The 15,727-nt window shown below is 37.4% G+C and carries 18 protein-coding genes; 16 read left to right on the top strand and 2 right to left on the bottom strand.

Annotation, left to right across the window (positions count from 1 at the left end; translation table 11 throughout):
- Nucleotides 1-57: 57 nt before the first annotated feature.
- The 12 genes from HGP29_RS26885 to HGP29_RS26830 all read left to right on the top strand — a co-directional run bounded on the left by HGP29_RS26885 (nucleotide 58) and on the right by HGP29_RS26830 (nucleotide 10,411).
- Complete coding sequence (locus HGP29_RS26885) at nucleotides 58-606, top strand: hypothetical protein (RefSeq protein ID WP_168885570.1); 549 nt, start codon at nucleotides 58-60, stop codon at nucleotides 604-606.
- Nucleotides 607-644: 38 nt separating this feature from the next.
- Nucleotides 645-851 carry a hypothetical protein gene (locus tag HGP29_RS26880; protein WP_168885569.1) on the top strand — a complete coding sequence of 69 codons (207 nt, stop codon included), beginning with the start codon at nucleotides 645-647 and terminating at the stop codon, nucleotides 849-851.
- Between the two features lie 13 nt (nucleotides 852-864).
- Nucleotides 865-1,467, top strand: coding sequence for a 7-carboxy-7-deazaguanine synthase QueE (locus HGP29_RS26875; protein WP_168885568.1), 603 nt, complete (start codon nucleotides 865-867; stop codon nucleotides 1,465-1,467).
- Nucleotides 1,464-1,832, top strand: a complete 369-nt coding sequence (locus tag HGP29_RS26870; RefSeq protein ID WP_168885567.1) for a hypothetical protein — start codon at nucleotides 1,464-1,466, stop codon at nucleotides 1,830-1,832. Before HGP29_RS26875 ends, HGP29_RS26870 begins: the two co-directional genes overlap by 4 nt.
- The gene (locus HGP29_RS26865; protein WP_168885566.1) at nucleotides 1,829-2,098 is read left to right on the top strand and encodes a hypothetical protein; all 270 of its coding nucleotides are present in this window, start codon (nucleotides 1,829-1,831) and stop codon (nucleotides 2,096-2,098) included. The genes HGP29_RS26870 and HGP29_RS26865 overlap by 4 nt, the downstream gene beginning before the upstream one ends.
- A 1-nt stretch (nucleotide 2,099) precedes the next feature.
- Complete coding sequence (locus HGP29_RS26860; RefSeq protein ID WP_168885565.1) at nucleotides 2,100-3,629, top strand: baseplate J/gp47 family protein; 1,530 nt, start codon at nucleotides 2,100-2,102, stop codon at nucleotides 3,627-3,629.
- On the top strand, nucleotides 3,629-4,927 hold the full coding sequence (locus HGP29_RS26855) for a hypothetical protein (protein WP_168885564.1): 1,299 nt from the start codon (nucleotides 3,629-3,631) through the stop codon (nucleotides 4,925-4,927). Before HGP29_RS26860 ends, HGP29_RS26855 begins: the two co-directional genes overlap by 1 nt.
- Nucleotides 4,928-5,001: 74 nt before the next feature.
- Nucleotides 5,002-6,138, top strand: coding sequence for a hypothetical protein (locus HGP29_RS26850; RefSeq protein ID WP_168885563.1), 1,137 nt, complete (start codon nucleotides 5,002-5,004; stop codon nucleotides 6,136-6,138).
- Between the two features lies 1 nt (nucleotide 6,139).
- The gene (locus tag HGP29_RS26845) at nucleotides 6,140-6,937 is read left to right on the top strand and encodes a hypothetical protein (RefSeq protein WP_168885562.1); all 798 of its coding nucleotides are present in this window, start codon (nucleotides 6,140-6,142) and stop codon (nucleotides 6,935-6,937) included.
- Nucleotides 6,938-6,954: 17 nt separating this feature from the next.
- On the top strand, nucleotides 6,955-9,219 hold the full coding sequence (locus HGP29_RS26840) for a hypothetical protein (protein ID WP_168885561.1): 2,265 nt from the start codon (nucleotides 6,955-6,957) through the stop codon (nucleotides 9,217-9,219).
- 59 nt (nucleotides 9,220-9,278) lie between these two features.
- Nucleotides 9,279-9,554 (top strand): hypothetical protein, encoded by a 276-nt coding sequence (locus HGP29_RS26835; protein WP_168885560.1) that lies wholly within the window; start codon nucleotides 9,279-9,281, stop codon nucleotides 9,552-9,554.
- A gap of 2 nt (nucleotides 9,555-9,556) precedes the next feature.
- Nucleotides 9,557-10,411: a hypothetical protein gene (locus tag HGP29_RS26830; protein WP_168885559.1), complete on the top strand. Its 855-nt coding sequence runs from the start codon at nucleotides 9,557-9,559 to the stop codon at nucleotides 10,409-10,411.
- Here HGP29_RS26830 and HGP29_RS26825 read toward each other — a convergent pair.
- Together HGP29_RS26825 and HGP29_RS26820 are read right to left on the bottom strand one after the other, a co-directional pair.
- A complete protein-coding gene (locus HGP29_RS26825; RefSeq protein WP_168885558.1) occupies nucleotides 10,401-11,273 on the bottom strand; it encodes a ParB N-terminal domain-containing protein in 873 nt (290 codons plus the stop codon). The two genes, HGP29_RS26830 and HGP29_RS26825, sit on opposite strands and share 11 nt — an antisense overlap.
- A complete protein-coding gene (locus HGP29_RS26820) occupies nucleotides 11,270-12,124 on the bottom strand; it encodes an AAA family ATPase (protein WP_168885557.1) in 855 nt (284 codons plus the stop codon). Before HGP29_RS26820 ends, HGP29_RS26825 begins: the two co-directional genes overlap by 4 nt.
- Before the next feature lie 129 nt (nucleotides 12,125-12,253).
- On the opposite strand from HGP29_RS26820, the gene HGP29_RS26815 reads away from it, so the two are divergent.
- The 4 genes from HGP29_RS26815 (at nucleotide 12,254) to HGP29_RS26800 (ending at nucleotide 15,391) form a co-directional block, all read left to right on the top strand.
- Entirely contained in the window at nucleotides 12,254-13,774 is a 1,521-nt protein-coding gene (locus HGP29_RS26815) for a hypothetical protein (RefSeq protein ID WP_168885556.1), read from the top strand.
- A gap of 2 nt (nucleotides 13,775-13,776) precedes the next feature.
- The gene (locus HGP29_RS26810; RefSeq protein ID WP_168885555.1) at nucleotides 13,777-14,124 is read left to right on the top strand and encodes a hypothetical protein; all 348 of its coding nucleotides are present in this window, start codon (nucleotides 13,777-13,779) and stop codon (nucleotides 14,122-14,124) included.
- A 64-nt stretch (nucleotides 14,125-14,188) separates the two neighbouring features.
- A complete protein-coding gene (locus HGP29_RS26805; RefSeq protein ID WP_168885554.1) occupies nucleotides 14,189-14,677 on the top strand; it encodes a hypothetical protein in 489 nt (162 codons plus the stop codon).
- A 114-nt stretch (nucleotides 14,678-14,791) separates the two neighbouring features.
- Nucleotides 14,792-15,391 (top strand): hypothetical protein, encoded by a 600-nt coding sequence (locus HGP29_RS26800; RefSeq protein WP_168885553.1) that lies wholly within the window; start codon nucleotides 14,792-14,794, stop codon nucleotides 15,389-15,391.
- Nucleotides 15,392-15,727: the final 336 nt, after the last annotated feature.

The raw sequence follows: 15,727 nt of genomic DNA, 5'->3' as shown, positions 1-15,727 counted from the left end.
AGCGAGGGTATAAAATTACTGCTTCGACTTGAAAGCGGTATTGTTGTGTACGCTCGAATGTCCTATTCATTTCCGCACTTTTTTACTCCAACGCAGAAATGGTTAGACACTATAGGTAATGAAGTTTTTTTCTATGTATCCTTTGTCGATGGAGATCCAAACGCCCCTGTAATTGTTGGATGCACCCCGAAAAATAACTCAACATTATACAACAAAAATACTACTGGGACCAATAGCATTTTTACAAGTAACTATAACATAACTATCGATGATGAAAACAAAAAAATCGAGATCAAAGATGTCGAAGAAACATTCAGCATCGGTATTGATCCATCGAGTATCGAACTTAGAAAGGGAGATAAAACCAAAGTATCACTTACGAAAGATACGGTAACTGCTAGTGTGGATTCAAGGGAGGTTTCTATCTCGGATAAGATTAGTATTACGGAGGGAAGTGTTTCTGTAAAATCCTTGCTTGATGATGTACTCAGCATTATATCAAAGATACAAGTTACCACTCCTGTAGGAGTAAGTGGAACACCAATACCAACAACAATTACAGCGATAGAAAAAGCAAAAGTAAACATCTCTAAACTCCTAAAATAATGCTAGATAAATCAACGCTCACCACTAACATCAAAAGTTTGCTGACAGAATTGTCAAAAATGGATGACGGTAACTCGCAAGGGGATGCTTTAGAAAAGTTCTCTTCTTCACTAGCCAATGCCATCGAGACATACGTAAAGTCTGCAACAGTAAAAGTCAATAAAGGAATACCGGTTGCTACAACGGGAAGTGCAGCTGCACAATCAGGGACAACCACAGAAATCGGCATTGGAAAACTAGAATAAAAAAATAAGAGTCATGAAAAAATATCTAATTAGCGAAATATTTTACTCGGTACAAGGTGAAGGAGCAAGAACGGGACACCCTTCAATCTTCATCAGATTTTCGGGATGCTTAACAAAGTTCGCATGTGCGAAAATGGGAGTAGAATGTGATACAAATTTTGAAAGCAGCGTAGAACGTACTGCTGAAGAGATCTTAAATATTCTGTCAGAAATAAACTGCAAAGAGTTAGTGTTGACAGGAGGAGAGCCTTTGGATCAGTTAGATGATGAGTTAATTCATATACTTAAAGAAAATGGATACTTTATCTGCATCGAAACCTCCGGCATTCATCCTATTCCTTTAGGCATTGATTATGTTGCCGTAAGTCCAAAAATCGCAGAACACGTATTGGCTAAAAAAATAGGAGATACTAGAGTAGATGAAGTACGATATGTCCTACATAAAAACTCCTCACTACCTAACCCCTCGATTGATTCAAACCTATACTTTTTATCTCCTCATTTTAGGGGCAATTACCCCGACCCCGAAGCAATAAATCATTGTATGGATTTAGCATTAAAAAATCCGAAATGGAAAGTATCACTTCAAACACATAAACTAATCAATGTTCTATGATACGAAAAGGAATGTCTTTCAACTGCGAGATCAAGGGAGGTAAGATTAATCTACTAGAAGGTAAAAGTAAGATTGATGACGGAGTGAAATTTATTTTTCATTCTTCAGACCAGGTTAGAGTTTACTTTAATGAAGTCGTCCCAAACCTTTCTGAAGTTCTCCAAAATCCCAACCGTGAATCCTTAGCAGGAATGTATGCAAATCAATTACAAAAGATTATTAGCAAACATACGGGAGCAGTACTTGAAGAGGTAAAAATCATCAAAGAATCCCTCAATGAACATGGTGCAGTGTTCCAATATAAATACAAAAAAGCCGAGTTGGATAACTCAAGCAATACAAAAGGATTTATAGCAATATCATGATAAAAAGAGATAAACAACTACACTTGCTTGCAGGATTTACGATTGCTTTGATTACATACGTAGCAAGTAAGACATTTATTTTTGAAGGAATTTCAAGCTACTGCCTTGCGATTGCTGTTAGTGCTATTGCTGGCCTGTTTAGGGAGCTGTATAACGAAGCTGACTATGGTGTGTTTGATTGGTATGACTTGCTTGCTACTGCTATCGGAGGAGCATCCATATTAATTCCTCTTTCACTTTATTACTTACTTTTAATAGCTCTGTAGGATGACTAAAAATGAACTTATATCAAGAATATCAAAACTTGACTATGAGGTAATCAAACAAATATATGATTACTCTACTTTAAGTTTAAAACCTTCTCTTGCCAATTTAACTTCGGTCACTTCAAAACAGTTAGTAGAGAAAGCACATGAATATGCAGATACTCATTTTCCAGAGTGGACGGATAGGAGTGCTTCTGACTTTGGTCAGTTTCTTGTCGAAATTTTTGCTCAATTCAGTGAGAAGGATTTTTGGTATCTAAATAATTTTGCTTCGAATAGTTTAGTCTATAATACTAATGACTATACAACAGCATTCATTAGATCGATATATTACGGACATACACCGAAAAGGTACTCTCCTGTAATTTTAAATATCTCAATGACGGTTAGTGCTGGCGAAGAATACCTGATACCAAAAGGAGAGCTGCGACTTTCACTAGATGATCTAGGGTTGATTGCAGTAAATCGGGACCCAATAAAACTAGTCGAGTCTAATGTATCAAGAACTATGAATGCGTTTTTCTCAGTAGGGGAGTTCAACACGTATTCTGCAGAATACCTTGGAAAAGAAATTTTCTTGCCCGATACGGATATTGATTATAAAACAATCTCAGTAGAGATCGAGGGGGAAAATTGGACTTTTCTAGAAGACTTTTTTGGCGAAGCTTCTTCAAAGGTGTTTACTGCATTTCCTCGTTCAGAAGCTAGCTATAACCTACACTTTGGAGATAACATTTTTGGTCAAAGACCTAACATTGGTTCCTTGGTTAAAGTAGACTACCTCACGGCTCCCGATAGAGTATCTTATGTTGATCCGACTTCAAATGTATCTGTAGTTTCAAATCCTTCTTCAGAAAGAGATTTAAGCCTTATTCAAGTAGTCTCGTCAACTAAACAGACAGAAGAAGAAACTCTAGCAGACCTCAAAAAAAATTGTGCTGTTGGTGTTAGTGTTCGAAATGGAATAACTAATAAAAAATCGTGTGAGATATTAGTAAACTCTATTCCCGAAATCTTAAAGTCAAATGCACAGATTGTATTGAATACTGTAACGGTAAGAATACTGCTGACCAGCACAGAAGAAGCTACAGAAGAGGATAGAGAAAATCTACTATCGGAAATCGCGGACTTCATTCCTGCGGGGTATGACTTCTACACCTCAAAAAATGAGTATGTTGAATTAGAAGATTTAACTGTAACTCTATATGTCATTTCTTCTGTAGATATTAAAGAAGCTTGTAAGTCTGCATCCATTGTTATTAAGGATTCTATTGCAAGATATATTGACGGAGGATATGGTGTTGGAGTAGATGCTACAACTATCCGAAATGCCTTAGCAGCAAAAGTGAGGGGCTTTACCAATATCTCAATAGATTCCATAAATAATAAAGCTATCAGTAATCTTTCAATCTCTGAGTTTGAGTTACTGACAGACATTTACGCTGAAGAAGATGAAGAGACTTTTGAGAGATCTTCAACAGAAACAATATTTAGAAAAGGTAACTTAACTATTAAAGCCATCTCAATATAATGAAGCAGATTAAGGACTACATTCCGGAACAAATTCTTGAGATACAAAACACCTCAAAATTTATCGCTCTTTTTGATGCGATGAATTTAGAGAAGGCAGAAGTACTTTCGAATATACAGGCAATTACAAACCCATTTCTTACAAAGAATTTTGAGTATGTGAGAAAGTATATTTTAGATGCTTCAAATGTAGACCTTCCTTCAGAGACACATCCCGAAATACTTAGACATTTCTTCATCAATCTTTTTGCTATACAGAGTTTGAAAGGTACAAAGAAGGGCATTGAGCTGTACTTAAAAGCTATCAGTGACGGAGATGTTTTAATTGATATGTCTCAACTGTATGCGGGGTATCCATTTATTACTCCTTCAGTAAATAAAGAATCAGCAAAACCGCTGAATGTTGGGGATCCTTCAAGCGGTCAGTATGGTCTTTTTAATATCACTCTTGATGATAGTGTAAACTCGGTATTTAAAGCTGCAATGCTTACTCCATTTGCAAACAGTCAAAGCTTTAGAGAGTATGTATTAAAAAACATATTAGACTTTCTTCCTTTTACTTCTAGCAATACCACAATTGAATTATACTTCACGGACTACCAATACCACTATGAAGGATACTTTTATGACTTCTCGGATATAGAAGAAAATATTGGCGGAAGTATGGGTATTAAAAGCTTTTCAATTGATAATCAAAATGAGTTTGTATATCCCGTTTCATATGAGGCTTACTTAGACGAGTTAGTATACCAGCTAAACGCAGACGGAAATTACAATCTACCGGATAGAGTAGATGCTATGTTAGGTACTGAACTATTCTCTAACGTACAGAGTCCCGAAAGTCTTGATCATACAATTATTCGGAATACTCCTTCAGTTATCTACTCTTCGATTAAAGCCTATTCAGAAAATAAATTAGTTGATACAATCAATTTTGAAATAAAATTTATGGCACATGTATTTTACAAAGGGGGAGTTCAAATAGACCCCGAAACATTTTTAGACGATGCTTCCGTACTAATCGCAGAAAATACGGAGGAGATGGTTTTGGAATCATTTGACAGCTCCCACACAGAGGGCTTTACCTACATTATGTATTCCGAGTCGGAACCGATGCTTACGGACATTCGAGCAATAAAGCCAGACAACTACTACGCGGGAGATATACTGAAGGCATTCACGTATGAAGGCATGAAAGAGTTTAAGTACAAAGGAAAACCTTTAACGCTTCACGTTTATAAGTCCAACGCTCCTAGCGTGTTTAGTACTGAATCAGCTTTGAAAATCAAAACGACTTGATGCACCGCACTTTTACAAGTTAATTTGTAATAAGATGACACCCCCCATGTCACACACACACAAATATTTTAAAAATGGCTTTAAGTTTTCCAGATCAACTTGTACACTCGAATGACAATTATCCGATTGTAGATTCAAAAAGTGTTTCAGGGGCATCCTTTACGGTTGGGTCTATTGCAGAACGTGATTTAATCCCCCAATACGCAAGAAGATTGGGGCAAGTAGTTACGGTTGCATCCCAAGATGGGGAAGGTAAAGTGATCGCTGCAACATACCGATATGAGGGGGATGACAAAAAAGAACATCCAACTGCTCCGGGCGTTTTTCCTGATTACATTCTTGATACCGATTGGAAAGATGCTCTTAATTGGAAGGACATCACACAAGACGTTGACGGAGATGGAAACATTATCCAAAACGCACAACTTACCGCAGACCTTACAGCAACACTTACTGTAGGAAATATTTCGCAAGGAAGAACCTTTGTTGCAGGCACAACACTAGAGACGATCCTTAGAGAAATGATTTCCCCATACATTAAACCGTCACTCTCTTCTCTTCAGGTAAGTTTCGCTGAGTCGGGGAGTGTATTTGAGGTTGGAGTAGAAATTACGGTACAGTCTGCTTCTTGGACTACAGTTGTAGATAGTGAAGGCAATGAACCAACTACGTTTAATCTAGTGGGTACAGGTTTTAGTGGTCAGCCGATCAATGATGTTGACCGTTCACTTACAGCATTAGTTGGCTCAAAAGTTCAGAGCCTAACTCCAGGGATAATTTCGTGGACATTGACTGCAATAGGGGATCGTGGAGATAACTTATCGAGAACTTTCTCTATTAGCATTCGTCAAAGAAGCTTTTTTGGAGGTACAAACTACCCACTTCCTGCATCACCAACAAATGCGGAAGTTACTGAGGTGATTGATAGAATATCTACTTCAAGATCCCTAGCAACTTCTAAAAACTTAACGATCAATAGTACTCAAGCTACTGAAGATGCAGGGGACCATTTTACTTATTATATCTACCCCGCGAGTTATGGAGACTTATCTCAAGTCACTCAAGACGGGTCATCTCCGGTACTCTCAGCTTTTACTAAAGTAGGCGACTTTGATTATACAAATTCATATGGAGTCACTGCTAGCTACAGAGTATACAAAAGTAATGCTCCTGGGGCATTTAATGTAGGGACTAAACTTGAGTTTGAATAAGATGAGTGGATTACCATTTCCCGAAAAACTTGTACACGCAAATAGCGATTATCCAATTATTAGTTCGGAGGATGTGCAAGGAGGATACAAGTCTGTATTTAGTACTACTGAGAGAGATAACATACCCTTACAAAAAAGAGGATATGGCGTTTTGATTTCGGTAAAAAATGCGGACAATACCTACACAACTTTTAGATATGAAGGTACAGACCTTTCAGACGATTCGTGGACTAACACAGAAAATTGGACTGAAGTAGGTAAAGATACTCCAGGTATCTCAAGCTATAATGACTTGACTGATAAACCTTCAATTCCTTCATCTACATCAGAGCTTACCAATGATGCGGGTTTTATTACGGAAGCGTTTTCGGGGTACTTTACTACACAGCATGACGGCTCTTCTGACTATGGTTTTGAAATTACAGATAGCTTTCTTTTAGGATACTCTGCAAAGATCATTGCCAATGCGTTTAATGGTGCTACGCTAAGTGCCACTGACGGAGTAAACGAAGGCATCATTACAGGGGGTGCGGGTACTGCATATGTTGGTATCAAAGAAGTAGCCTCTGGAGATCCAAAATACATAGAGATTTCCGCAACTGCTATGCGTGTTAGAGATGCACAGAACAATAAGGGATTAGAATACGATGCTGACTACTCAGCACAGTACACAGATCTTTCCCTTGTCAATAAAAAATTCGTAAAAGATGACTTCCTTTCTTTAGTAAATACTCTAGAGAGTGAAGGAGTTCTTAATGCTTCACAGGCAACGAACATTAAAACAGCGTTAAGTATTTAATACTTTCAAAAACAAACATGTCTACTATTATTCCCGTTCTTAGAACGATTACTTCGGGTTCAGAGCTAAATGCCTCTACCCCAGATTCACTTAGAGATTTCATTGAGCAAGGAGATGACTTAGGTGCATATCCTTCGTTTCACGCAGGTACAAGCGTGAGCTTCATGAAGGGTACGAGTGTCACATTACAAGGGACAAACCTTGCCCCAATTTCCGTTTTTGGTAAAGTCTATTTTGTCACTGATGGTTTACAATCAGGTATGGATGCAGACTACTACAATGCCAATAAACAAACTGTCGCATGGCTTGGCGTAGAAGGCTTAGTCATTGATGGTGTAGTAGAGTCAAATGAAGGTCAGTCTAAGCTTACAGTTAGATTCGATGAAGATTTAGTCGATGCTGCATTCTCAGGTGACGGAGTTGCGTTAGAGGGACACTTCGTATATACTCCGTATTACCAACAGGAATCCAACCCCGCTTTTAGAACTTCATTCCGTGCTACGTTCTACTCGGATACAGCATCAGAAGGGGCGCCTACAATTGACTATGGACAGGATGAATTTGGCAGTGTTTCTTCTGAAGCTTCTGCGAATTCTGCTGCAAACCTATTAAAACCTAACTTGATTTTTGAATACAGAAATGAGTCGGGTGATGTGGTAGCTACCGGAGATGTAAACCCAACTTCGGATACTGAGTGCGATTTTGAAAATGCTTGGAACATCGTAAAATCTGTATCTAAACCTGTTAGCGAGACTTGGAACATGTACTTTAAGTGGACGATTGTTGATCCCGCAGATACTTCGGGTGCTACGTCTACAACGCATGAGGAATTCCTTTTCTCGGTTCCTGCGGATCTTCCTGTAACTCTTTCGTCAATTAATGCATATGTCATGACTGACCATGTGTTGCTGAAGTGGAGTACGTCTACAGAAATCAACGCAGACTTTTTTCAGGTAGAGTGGTCGTTAGATCAAAAAAATTGGAATCCTGCGAATAAGGTTAATGCTGCGGGTAACTCAAATGTCACTAAACATTATAGTGTTGAGTTGGAGCCAAGAGAAAGCATTCCTGCAGGTAAGATCTATCTTAGATTATACCAACAAGATTTTGATGGTCTTAACGAGTATTTCACATTTAATACGGTTCAGACTTCATTTGAAATCGTGGGTACTGAAACTCCTCAAGATGTACTTATTTCGGGCTACAATGGATCTTTCCATTCATCAAATGGTTTAGATCGAGTTTCATTAGAAATTCCTTTACCAAGTGCATCGATGGATCCTTTCGGAATGAAGCAGGCGGCACTTGATAAAGACATCACAGTATACCTTAAGCATATCAGTGGGGATAAAGTTCTTGTTGAGAATGCAGGTAATGGAGAAGCAACATCAAGAAACATTCAGGCATATTCTGCTTGGTCATTCTTCTTTGCTGAATTCCAAAAATCGGGTGTTTCTGGATCAGGGGAGTACGAGCTTTTTATTGCTTTCACTTCTTCTACTAGAAACGGTACAAAAGTAGTTATTGAATATACAAAAACATTAACTGCGTACTCTATCATTGGAGCCAGCCATGTCTACATTCAATTGATGGGTCGTACTAAAAACACTAATCAGATTGGTGGAGCAGGTATTACGGAACCAAGATTCTCGATTGGTGGTTCAAAAGAAGCCTTAGTGAACTTAGTTCATATGTATTCTGATCATGATTCGAACAGCTTTAGAACAGAGGCTCTAGCGAAGATGTTAGGGATTTGGCCTTCAACCCAAGTTCCTGACATTAGATATGTCTATACTAGACCTATCAAAATAGAGTTGCAATTAAAAGCAATGACAGCAACTAGTGGCTATCAGAATTTAGGTACTCCTGTAAAATTCGAAGGACTAGAAAAGTTCAAAGATGATTACATGTTAGCCTCTCAAGTTCCGAGTCACAAGCTGATTGAGACTTTGGGTAAAGTACCTAATATGTTCAAAGCAAGTTCTACGGGTTACCATTCGGGTGCGTTCAGATTCTTTGCTATGGAAGTAAAAGTTACCTATGGTGTTAACTATAGAAGTAGCGACCTTCCTCTTAGAGATGTTGGTATGGTTAAAACGTTCGACATTCAATTGAATGGTGCGTTTAACTTCAACAATTCAGTAATGAATAACTTGCCTGTCGCAGAGACACACAGGATTGAACCTGTAAACGAGATCAAGCATTATTCAGTTGATGTGAAATACTCTACTACAGAGTACTCTTCAAGAAATCCGAACAAAGTTTGGATTCCTACATCATAAGGTAATCTTAAATAACTAATTGCTAACCCTCTCTTTTGGGGGTTAGCATTTTTCATACTATGATTAAAATACAGTTACCAAATCTACCTCACTATACTAACTACTTTGAGTTAGATCTACCAAAACCCGTAAAGTCAGTAGCCGGAGGAAACAAACATGTAAAACTACTCCAACTTTCTCCGACAAAAATTGCCTTTATCGCTAACTACAAAATTTTTAAAGAAGCAAAAGGTTTCGCATGCATCAAAGGGGACAAACTTCAGGTATTTCAAGAATACACCGTACCTAAAATATTTGAGCATGATACAATTGTCTATGGAATCGATTTAATCTAAGTATGACAGGGAGATATACAATTTATGGAGATGTCTGTGCAGGAGGCATTGGAAAAAAATTTCCGCATTGGAAAGTTTGGGGTAAACTATGTCTGGCTCTTTCTTCCCAAACTTGGAGAAAGAAGAACGGTAGAGTAGTATTACATACTGACGACCCCTCAAAATTTGATCAGGAACTCTTTGACGAAATAGATACAACTTGGTATGAGGACTTCAAAGAAAATTCAAAAGACATTGACACTAATACTTTTTGGGCTTGCGGTAAGTTGTTTGCTTATAAGAAAGCTTCTAAAGGTGATAGCTTCATAGATGCTGATTTTATTTTTTGGGACAAGTACCCCGAAAAGTTTAAAAGATCAGCTACCAACAAAATTAATCTTACCTATGTACACGCAGATAACGGAGTGTATACAGGAGCTAACGCAGGCATTGGATGTAATGCAGCTTTCATTACGTTTTGGGATGAAGAGCATTTAAAAGAATATATCGCAAGATCTATAGCCTATATGAAAAAGCCCTTTTATGGAGATCGTTCTTGGAAGGGGAAGAATCCAATAGACCCATTTAAGATTATTGAAATGTGTTACGCGGAGCAAGGCATCATGTACGAAACATTTACAGAATTGGGTAGACCAAAAGAAATGTTTTTAGAAAATATGCTTAGAGAAAGCAGACAGACTTCAGTAACTCACATTTGGGGGTTAAAGAGAATAATAGAAAACGACTACAAGCAAGCTCTAGATTTAGTAGACTTACTTTATAGTCGTTTACTTCAGGATTTCCCAGATAAAAAAAGTTTATGGGATTCTTATAGAGAGGAGGGTATTGAGCAATGCTGCTCTTACTTTATGCAATAGAATCTTTTATTCTTTCTAGCACCTCGTTAGGATCATGAGATTTTAAAAAGGGCTTGATTGAGTTATATATTTTCTCTGTGATTTTATCTAACTCTTCATGTCCTTTTTTTGTAGGTTTTTTCTTCTCTTTATTCTCTTCTGTCACCTCCAAATACGCCTTGTGAATGGACACTTTTCCACCCATTACTTTCTTAATTAAATCGGCCTTTCCAGAGTTGAGAATTTTTGTGAATTTGAAGGTCTGTCTTCTTGAAACATTAGCATAATTTGCTGCTACTTGCATCCTGTCAATTTTCTTTTCTCTCGATAAGTGCAAATTTGCACTTACGACTGACGTATCCAAAAACGCGGTTTTCTTCTTTTTTTTGGCTAATTCTGCAATACTCTTAGTTACCTCTAATCCGTAGAAAATTCTTTCCCCATCTGTGAGGTTTCTTCTACCTAATTGGTTCTTGAGCATCCATAGTTTTACCTCCGAAAATGACCCTACATTTAGCTTCTTTGCAAGCAGTGATTTTATGTTTAATTCTTTCGCTGCTTTTACTCTATGATGTCCGTCAACAAGGATAGTTTCACCAGACTCAGGATCCTCGAAAATTACAATTGGATCCCTAACTCCCTCTACCTTTACAGAGTCGAAAAAATCCATGTATTCAAGCTCATTCTGCTGCCTTATGTACTTCTCTAGTTCTGTAGATATTGTTATCTTCTCAACGTTCAGAGGGAAAGCTCCCCCAAGCACTAACATGAGTTCTTCTTCTTGTTTATTTAACTCTTTCTGTGCATTTATTTTCTCACTACTTTCCTCGTAGCTATCTTCCTTTATCTTATTTAATCGATCTAATCTTCCTAAAGATTTCATACCCAACTCTCAATTTCGTTTATAAATGCCTCCACTTCCTTATTTGTCAATGCTCGATCTAATGATAGATCTCTACCATAAGTTACTTTAGATGTTAAATAAGCATCCATCATCTCGATATGGTCGCCAAGCTTTAAATCTTTACGGTATTTCAACTCACTTACATTAGCTTTCATTTTATTAGCTACAGCAAGTGCTTTGAAAGTCTTACTCTGCTCTTTTCTTCTACTAGCTGCATCTTCAATCAGAGTGATTGTTGGCAGTGTGCCATGAACGGTTAAGTCTGTCAGCTCAAGAGGAACGACTGCTAGATTGGTTTCTGAAAGTACCGCTGAGATGAACTGAGCTAATACAACGGATCCTGCTGTATCTATAATCACGTACTCACATTCCTTCTTTACTTTCTTTAATGTATTTAAGAAGTCAACGACAGGAGAGGTTGATTCGTGAATGTCTACTCTAAAAACCTCTACCAGGGGATTTTCGGAAATCTTATGAACAAATTCAGAACTACTCTGAAAGTCTAAGTCTAAGATTGCAATACGTTTTTCAGGATGCCTTTCCTTAAGGTTTGTTGCAGTAATCACACTTAGAGTTGATTTTCCTGTACCACCTTTTTGGTTTACAAAAGTGATTACTTTAGAAGGGACTTCAGCAAATAATTCGGTTAAATCTAGGTTTAATATATCTGCAATTTTCGTAAGTCTTGATATTTCAATGTTCTGTTGCCCCAGCTCGATCTTCTTGTAGGTAGTATCTGATACGCCAAGCTTTTCAGCCATCTGCTTCTGCGTAAGTTTATTTATTTTACGAGCTATTTTTATTCTTTCTATTACATGTTTAGTACTCATACCTTTACTTTTTTGTAGCAATATACTTAAAAAAGTATATAAATAGTGTATCTTGTGACGTAACGGGACACTTTGTTGATACACCTCTCAATTATTACGAATTTTACTTTACAAAAAAATTGGTAAACTATGTCAGCAAAAGCATATACAAAAACAGATCAGGTAATACGTACAGTATTTCAAGCCCATCCTCACATTTTCTTAGCAGAAGATCTTAATAGAGAGATCGAAAATATAAAGACTCCACTATATGATTATTATAAGGGTCTTGGCATTTTGGTTTCTGAAGGATCCATTGTTTATAATAATGGAGAGCTTTCTTTTAACTCAGCTAAACTTTGGGTTCAAGGTGTTTATATCGCTCTTGCTGAAGACTCGAACATAAGTGTAGGGTCTGATGATGTGTATATCAGTTTAGAAGTTACCCGATTTAACTTTGAATCTGAAGCATATAAAAATGTAGCGGATCCAAGGGAACTTACAGGAGTTAATCTTCCAGACGTAGGTTATAAAAAAACTTGTGAAGTAGATGTAGCTACTAGTGTAACCGTTGGAGTAGGGGAACTTCCTTCAGGTGCATTTGGAACATATCTTATTAAGGACCGAAAACCATGCTTTCACTCATTGGAGGAACTTTCCCTGTTTGCTAAGGTGAATGACCTGCACACAAATTTAAGTTCAGTCAACAGCGAGGTTTCCTCTATTGAAAATCGCGTAAAAACGAATGAGTTGAACATCTCAGACCTCACAGACATCTCTAGCTCCTTAAGTGATAGGCTGAAGACCGCAGAAGATAAGAATACTTCCCAAGACAGTGCTATAGGTTCTGCAGTAGATCGAGTTTCTTCTCTTGAAAGGTATGCGGAAACACTAACCGAGCATATCAATTCTTTGGAAGAAACTTCTGTAAAAAAGTCGGATATACCAGACGCGGGAGGCAAGCTAGTCACTTCAGTAGCAGGAAAAGTTGTTGCTACAGATTTTTCTATTTCTCATACAGGATCCCTTTCTACAAACTCTACAAGAATACCTACTTCAAGACTTGTCTCAGAAAAGATAGACGAGGTATACAATTCATTAAATTCCAATAAGCTTAACAAGTCTGCTATTGGAAAAAATTGGAGCTTTATGGGAACAGATGCTTCGGGCAATCCTAAAAACTCTGGATATTCACCATCAAGTTACATTGGATCTTCAAGTAGAAGTACAGATTTAGCGACTGCATCAGGAGTATGGTCAGCTATTGCAAACAATAAAATTGTTGATTCAAATTGGACATCCTTCTCCAATAGTGCAGTTCTTTCGAATGCGACAGTAGACCTAACAGGACTGAAGTATAGAAAGTATGGCATCTTTATTTTACTTAGAGGTAGAATCAAAGTATCGGGAAATTTTTTACAACCACTTGTTGCAGGAGAAGCTTTATTCAAAATACCTGGGGGTAGCTCAGATGTTCTTGGAAAAGTAGTCTTACCAGGTACTAGTGTTGGCGACTCTTCAGGATCGTATAGCACAACCTTGGAAGTAGATGGCGCCCCTTTAGTATCAAATCACCACAACGCACTTTACAGATATAAAAATACAATATATTCGAGGCTGAATGTAGTCCCGACTAAATACATTTACGTAGAAACTATTTTAATCGTATAACCATGTACCTAAAATCTATTTATAGAGAATCAGAATATGAACTTGAGGTGTATGTTCCAAAACTGAACGTCCCTGCGAATATTTCTGTATTCAATAGAAACTTCATTTTAAGAGAAACAGTAGGGGAGTTTATTGAACTTCCTCCAGCCAACACCTTAATAATTCAGGAAGGAGCTGTACATGTTTTGGGTAAACTTGAGTCTAAAAAAGCAACAATCACTGACTTTATCGCTCATAGAAAACCTACTTCAAAATTTCGTAGGCTTAAAGATGAAGTAGTGATGCTAGCAATGAAAAAAGGAGTTGAACTTTCAGAGGTTATGCCTTTTGTAAACCTAGTTAGTTCGTAAAGTAGAATACTACTCAAACTCGCATAGATTACTATGCTAATATTTAATTTAAACTATAGTCAAAATGCCTATTGGTTTAAACGTGATTAAAGGTATTGCTGAGACATTAGTCAAGGGAGCTGATACCTTTGTTTATACAAAAGCCGAAAAAGCTCAGGATGCTTTTAATAGAGAACAGCTAGAAGCACAGATAGCAATTGCCCTCAAAGAGCAGGAGTCAGAAATTGTTTCGTATGAAGTTCAAGATAGAGATTCAGCACGAAGAATGACTGAACTGATCAACCAAGCCGATAAAGCAACGAAGTTGACAAAGAATATTGCAGCATACCTTGCTTTGCTTGTTGGATTCAATGTCTTTTTCGTGACTTATATTTTAATCTTTGTAGACATTCCTGCAGGGAAGGAGAGCTTCGTAACGCAAACTGTTGCTGCGATGTGGGGAGCTTTTATGTTGATCCTTGGCTTTTACTTTGGAGCAAGTTATGTAGAGGGTAAAATAAAGCCGTTTACGAGTTCCTTGGAGGTAAATAAGTTTTCAAATGTAGCAGCTTAATGCTTTTTTTTGTACCTTGGGTACTCCACAAAGTAGAGTGATCTTTATGTACCACTTATCGATGAATTGAACGAGGTCACTCTACTTTTTACTACCAAAATAACCTTACTAAATATGTCTAGATTAAAACCCCTAGAAAATCAAATCATCTCTATGCTCAAAAAAGATAAAGCTTCGTGGAAAAAAATTGGAGAGATGATGTACATAGTGAAGCGGGATAAATTATATCTGGAGGAAGGGTCTAGGTTTAGTAGCTTTACTCAATTTGTGATTTATCTATCACATGTAACCGAAATCGCCCAATCCTACATTTGGCGTATATTTAAAGCCACAAATACTTTTCTTGATATACTAGAGTCGGATAACCCACAAGATATTTTAAGAACTGTAGCTACACCAACACAGTTAGAATCGTTCTCTAAAATAAAAAAACATTCAAAAGATGATGCAGTAGTAGAGGATCTACAGCAATCGATATTAGAAGGGTCTATAGAAACTAAAGAACTGACTGAAGCTTGGGACTTAATTAAAGCACCCAGACTAGAGGATGCGGAGTTTTCCACAAATCTAGTTGACGAAAAGGTTACTGCTGAGAACTTCTTCAGGAGCTTTTTTAGTTTTACAGTACTCGATGAAAATCACAAACAATTCACATATAAGGAGTTAATCAACTTCGCTGAAGAATATTTATCGTATGTTGATGACAATGGTTAGGGTAGTAGGTCTAATATTTGTATCTTTGTATTACACAAATATTTTAAAGTACTACTATTTAAAACTACACTAAACAGTGAAAAAACTTATCTCGGTGACTATTGCGATCACCCTACTTTGCGCGTGTGAAAATAACAGACAAGAAGAGAAAATTACCCCAATTTATGAGGAGGTAAATTTCGAAACTTCCCCAACTTCGACTCCAACCCCATACCGCTTAAAGCTTATGGATTCCTGTCCGATTCACGGTACTTCGTGCTTTGGTCATTCAGAGTCTTTGAAATAACGCATAACGCTTCATATAAGGGCTGTACTTACGGGTGCAGCTTTTTTTTT

This window comes from Flammeovirga agarivorans (assembly GCF_012641475.1).
GTDB classification, from domain to species: domain Bacteria; phylum Bacteroidota; class Bacteroidia; order Cytophagales; family Flammeovirgaceae; genus Flammeovirga; species Flammeovirga agarivorans.
The sequence above is the reverse complement of the archived record's forward strand: the minus strand, read 5'-3'. Positions and strand labels throughout refer to the sequence as shown.

What these genes read in the sequence shown, in the direction of transcription:
- HGP29_RS26860 (WP_168885565.1), top strand. Translation starts at nt 2,100, where the DNA reads ATGACTAAAAATGAACTTATATCAAGAATATCAAAACTTGACTATGAG.
- HGP29_RS26820 (WP_168885557.1), bottom strand. Translation starts at nt 12,124, where the DNA reads ATGAGTACTAAACATGTAATAGAAAGAATAAAAATAGCTCGTAAAATA.
- HGP29_RS26805 (WP_168885554.1), top strand. Translation starts at nt 14,189, where the DNA reads ATGCCTATTGGTTTAAACGTGATTAAAGGTATTGCTGAGACATTAGTC.
- HGP29_RS26855 (WP_168885564.1), top strand. Translation starts at nt 3,629, where the DNA reads ATGAAGCAGATTAAGGACTACATTCCGGAACAAATTCTTGAGATACAA.
- HGP29_RS26850 (WP_168885563.1), top strand. Translation starts at nt 5,002, where the DNA reads ATGGCTTTAAGTTTTCCAGATCAACTTGTACACTCGAATGACAATTAT.
- HGP29_RS26835 (WP_168885560.1), top strand. Translation starts at nt 9,279, where the DNA reads ATGATTAAAATACAGTTACCAAATCTACCTCACTATACTAACTACTTT.
- HGP29_RS26840 (WP_168885561.1), top strand. Translation starts at nt 6,955, where the DNA reads ATGTCTACTATTATTCCCGTTCTTAGAACGATTACTTCGGGTTCAGAG.
- HGP29_RS26810 (WP_168885555.1), top strand. Translation starts at nt 13,777, where the DNA reads ATGTACCTAAAATCTATTTATAGAGAATCAGAATATGAACTTGAGGTG.
- HGP29_RS26870 (WP_168885567.1), top strand. Translation starts at nt 1,464, where the DNA reads ATGATACGAAAAGGAATGTCTTTCAACTGCGAGATCAAGGGAGGTAAG.
- HGP29_RS26845 (WP_168885562.1), top strand. Translation starts at nt 6,140, where the DNA reads ATGAGTGGATTACCATTTCCCGAAAAACTTGTACACGCAAATAGCGAT.
- HGP29_RS26865 (WP_168885566.1), top strand. Translation starts at nt 1,829, where the DNA reads ATGATAAAAAGAGATAAACAACTACACTTGCTTGCAGGATTTACGATT.
- HGP29_RS26825 (WP_168885558.1), bottom strand. Translation starts at nt 11,273, where the DNA reads ATGAAATCTTTAGGAAGATTAGATCGATTAAATAAGATAAAGGAAGAT.
- HGP29_RS26830 (WP_168885559.1), top strand. Translation starts at nt 9,557, where the DNA reads ATGACAGGGAGATATACAATTTATGGAGATGTCTGTGCAGGAGGCATT.
- HGP29_RS26875 (WP_168885568.1), top strand. Translation starts at nt 865, where the DNA reads ATGAAAAAATATCTAATTAGCGAAATATTTTACTCGGTACAAGGTGAA.
- HGP29_RS26885 (WP_168885570.1), top strand. Translation starts at nt 58, where the DNA reads ATGTCCTATTCATTTCCGCACTTTTTTACTCCAACGCAGAAATGGTTA.
- HGP29_RS26800 (WP_168885553.1), top strand. Translation starts at nt 14,792, where the DNA reads ATGTCTAGATTAAAACCCCTAGAAAATCAAATCATCTCTATGCTCAAA.
- HGP29_RS26815 (WP_168885556.1), top strand. Translation starts at nt 12,254, where the DNA reads ATGTCAGCAAAAGCATATACAAAAACAGATCAGGTAATACGTACAGTA.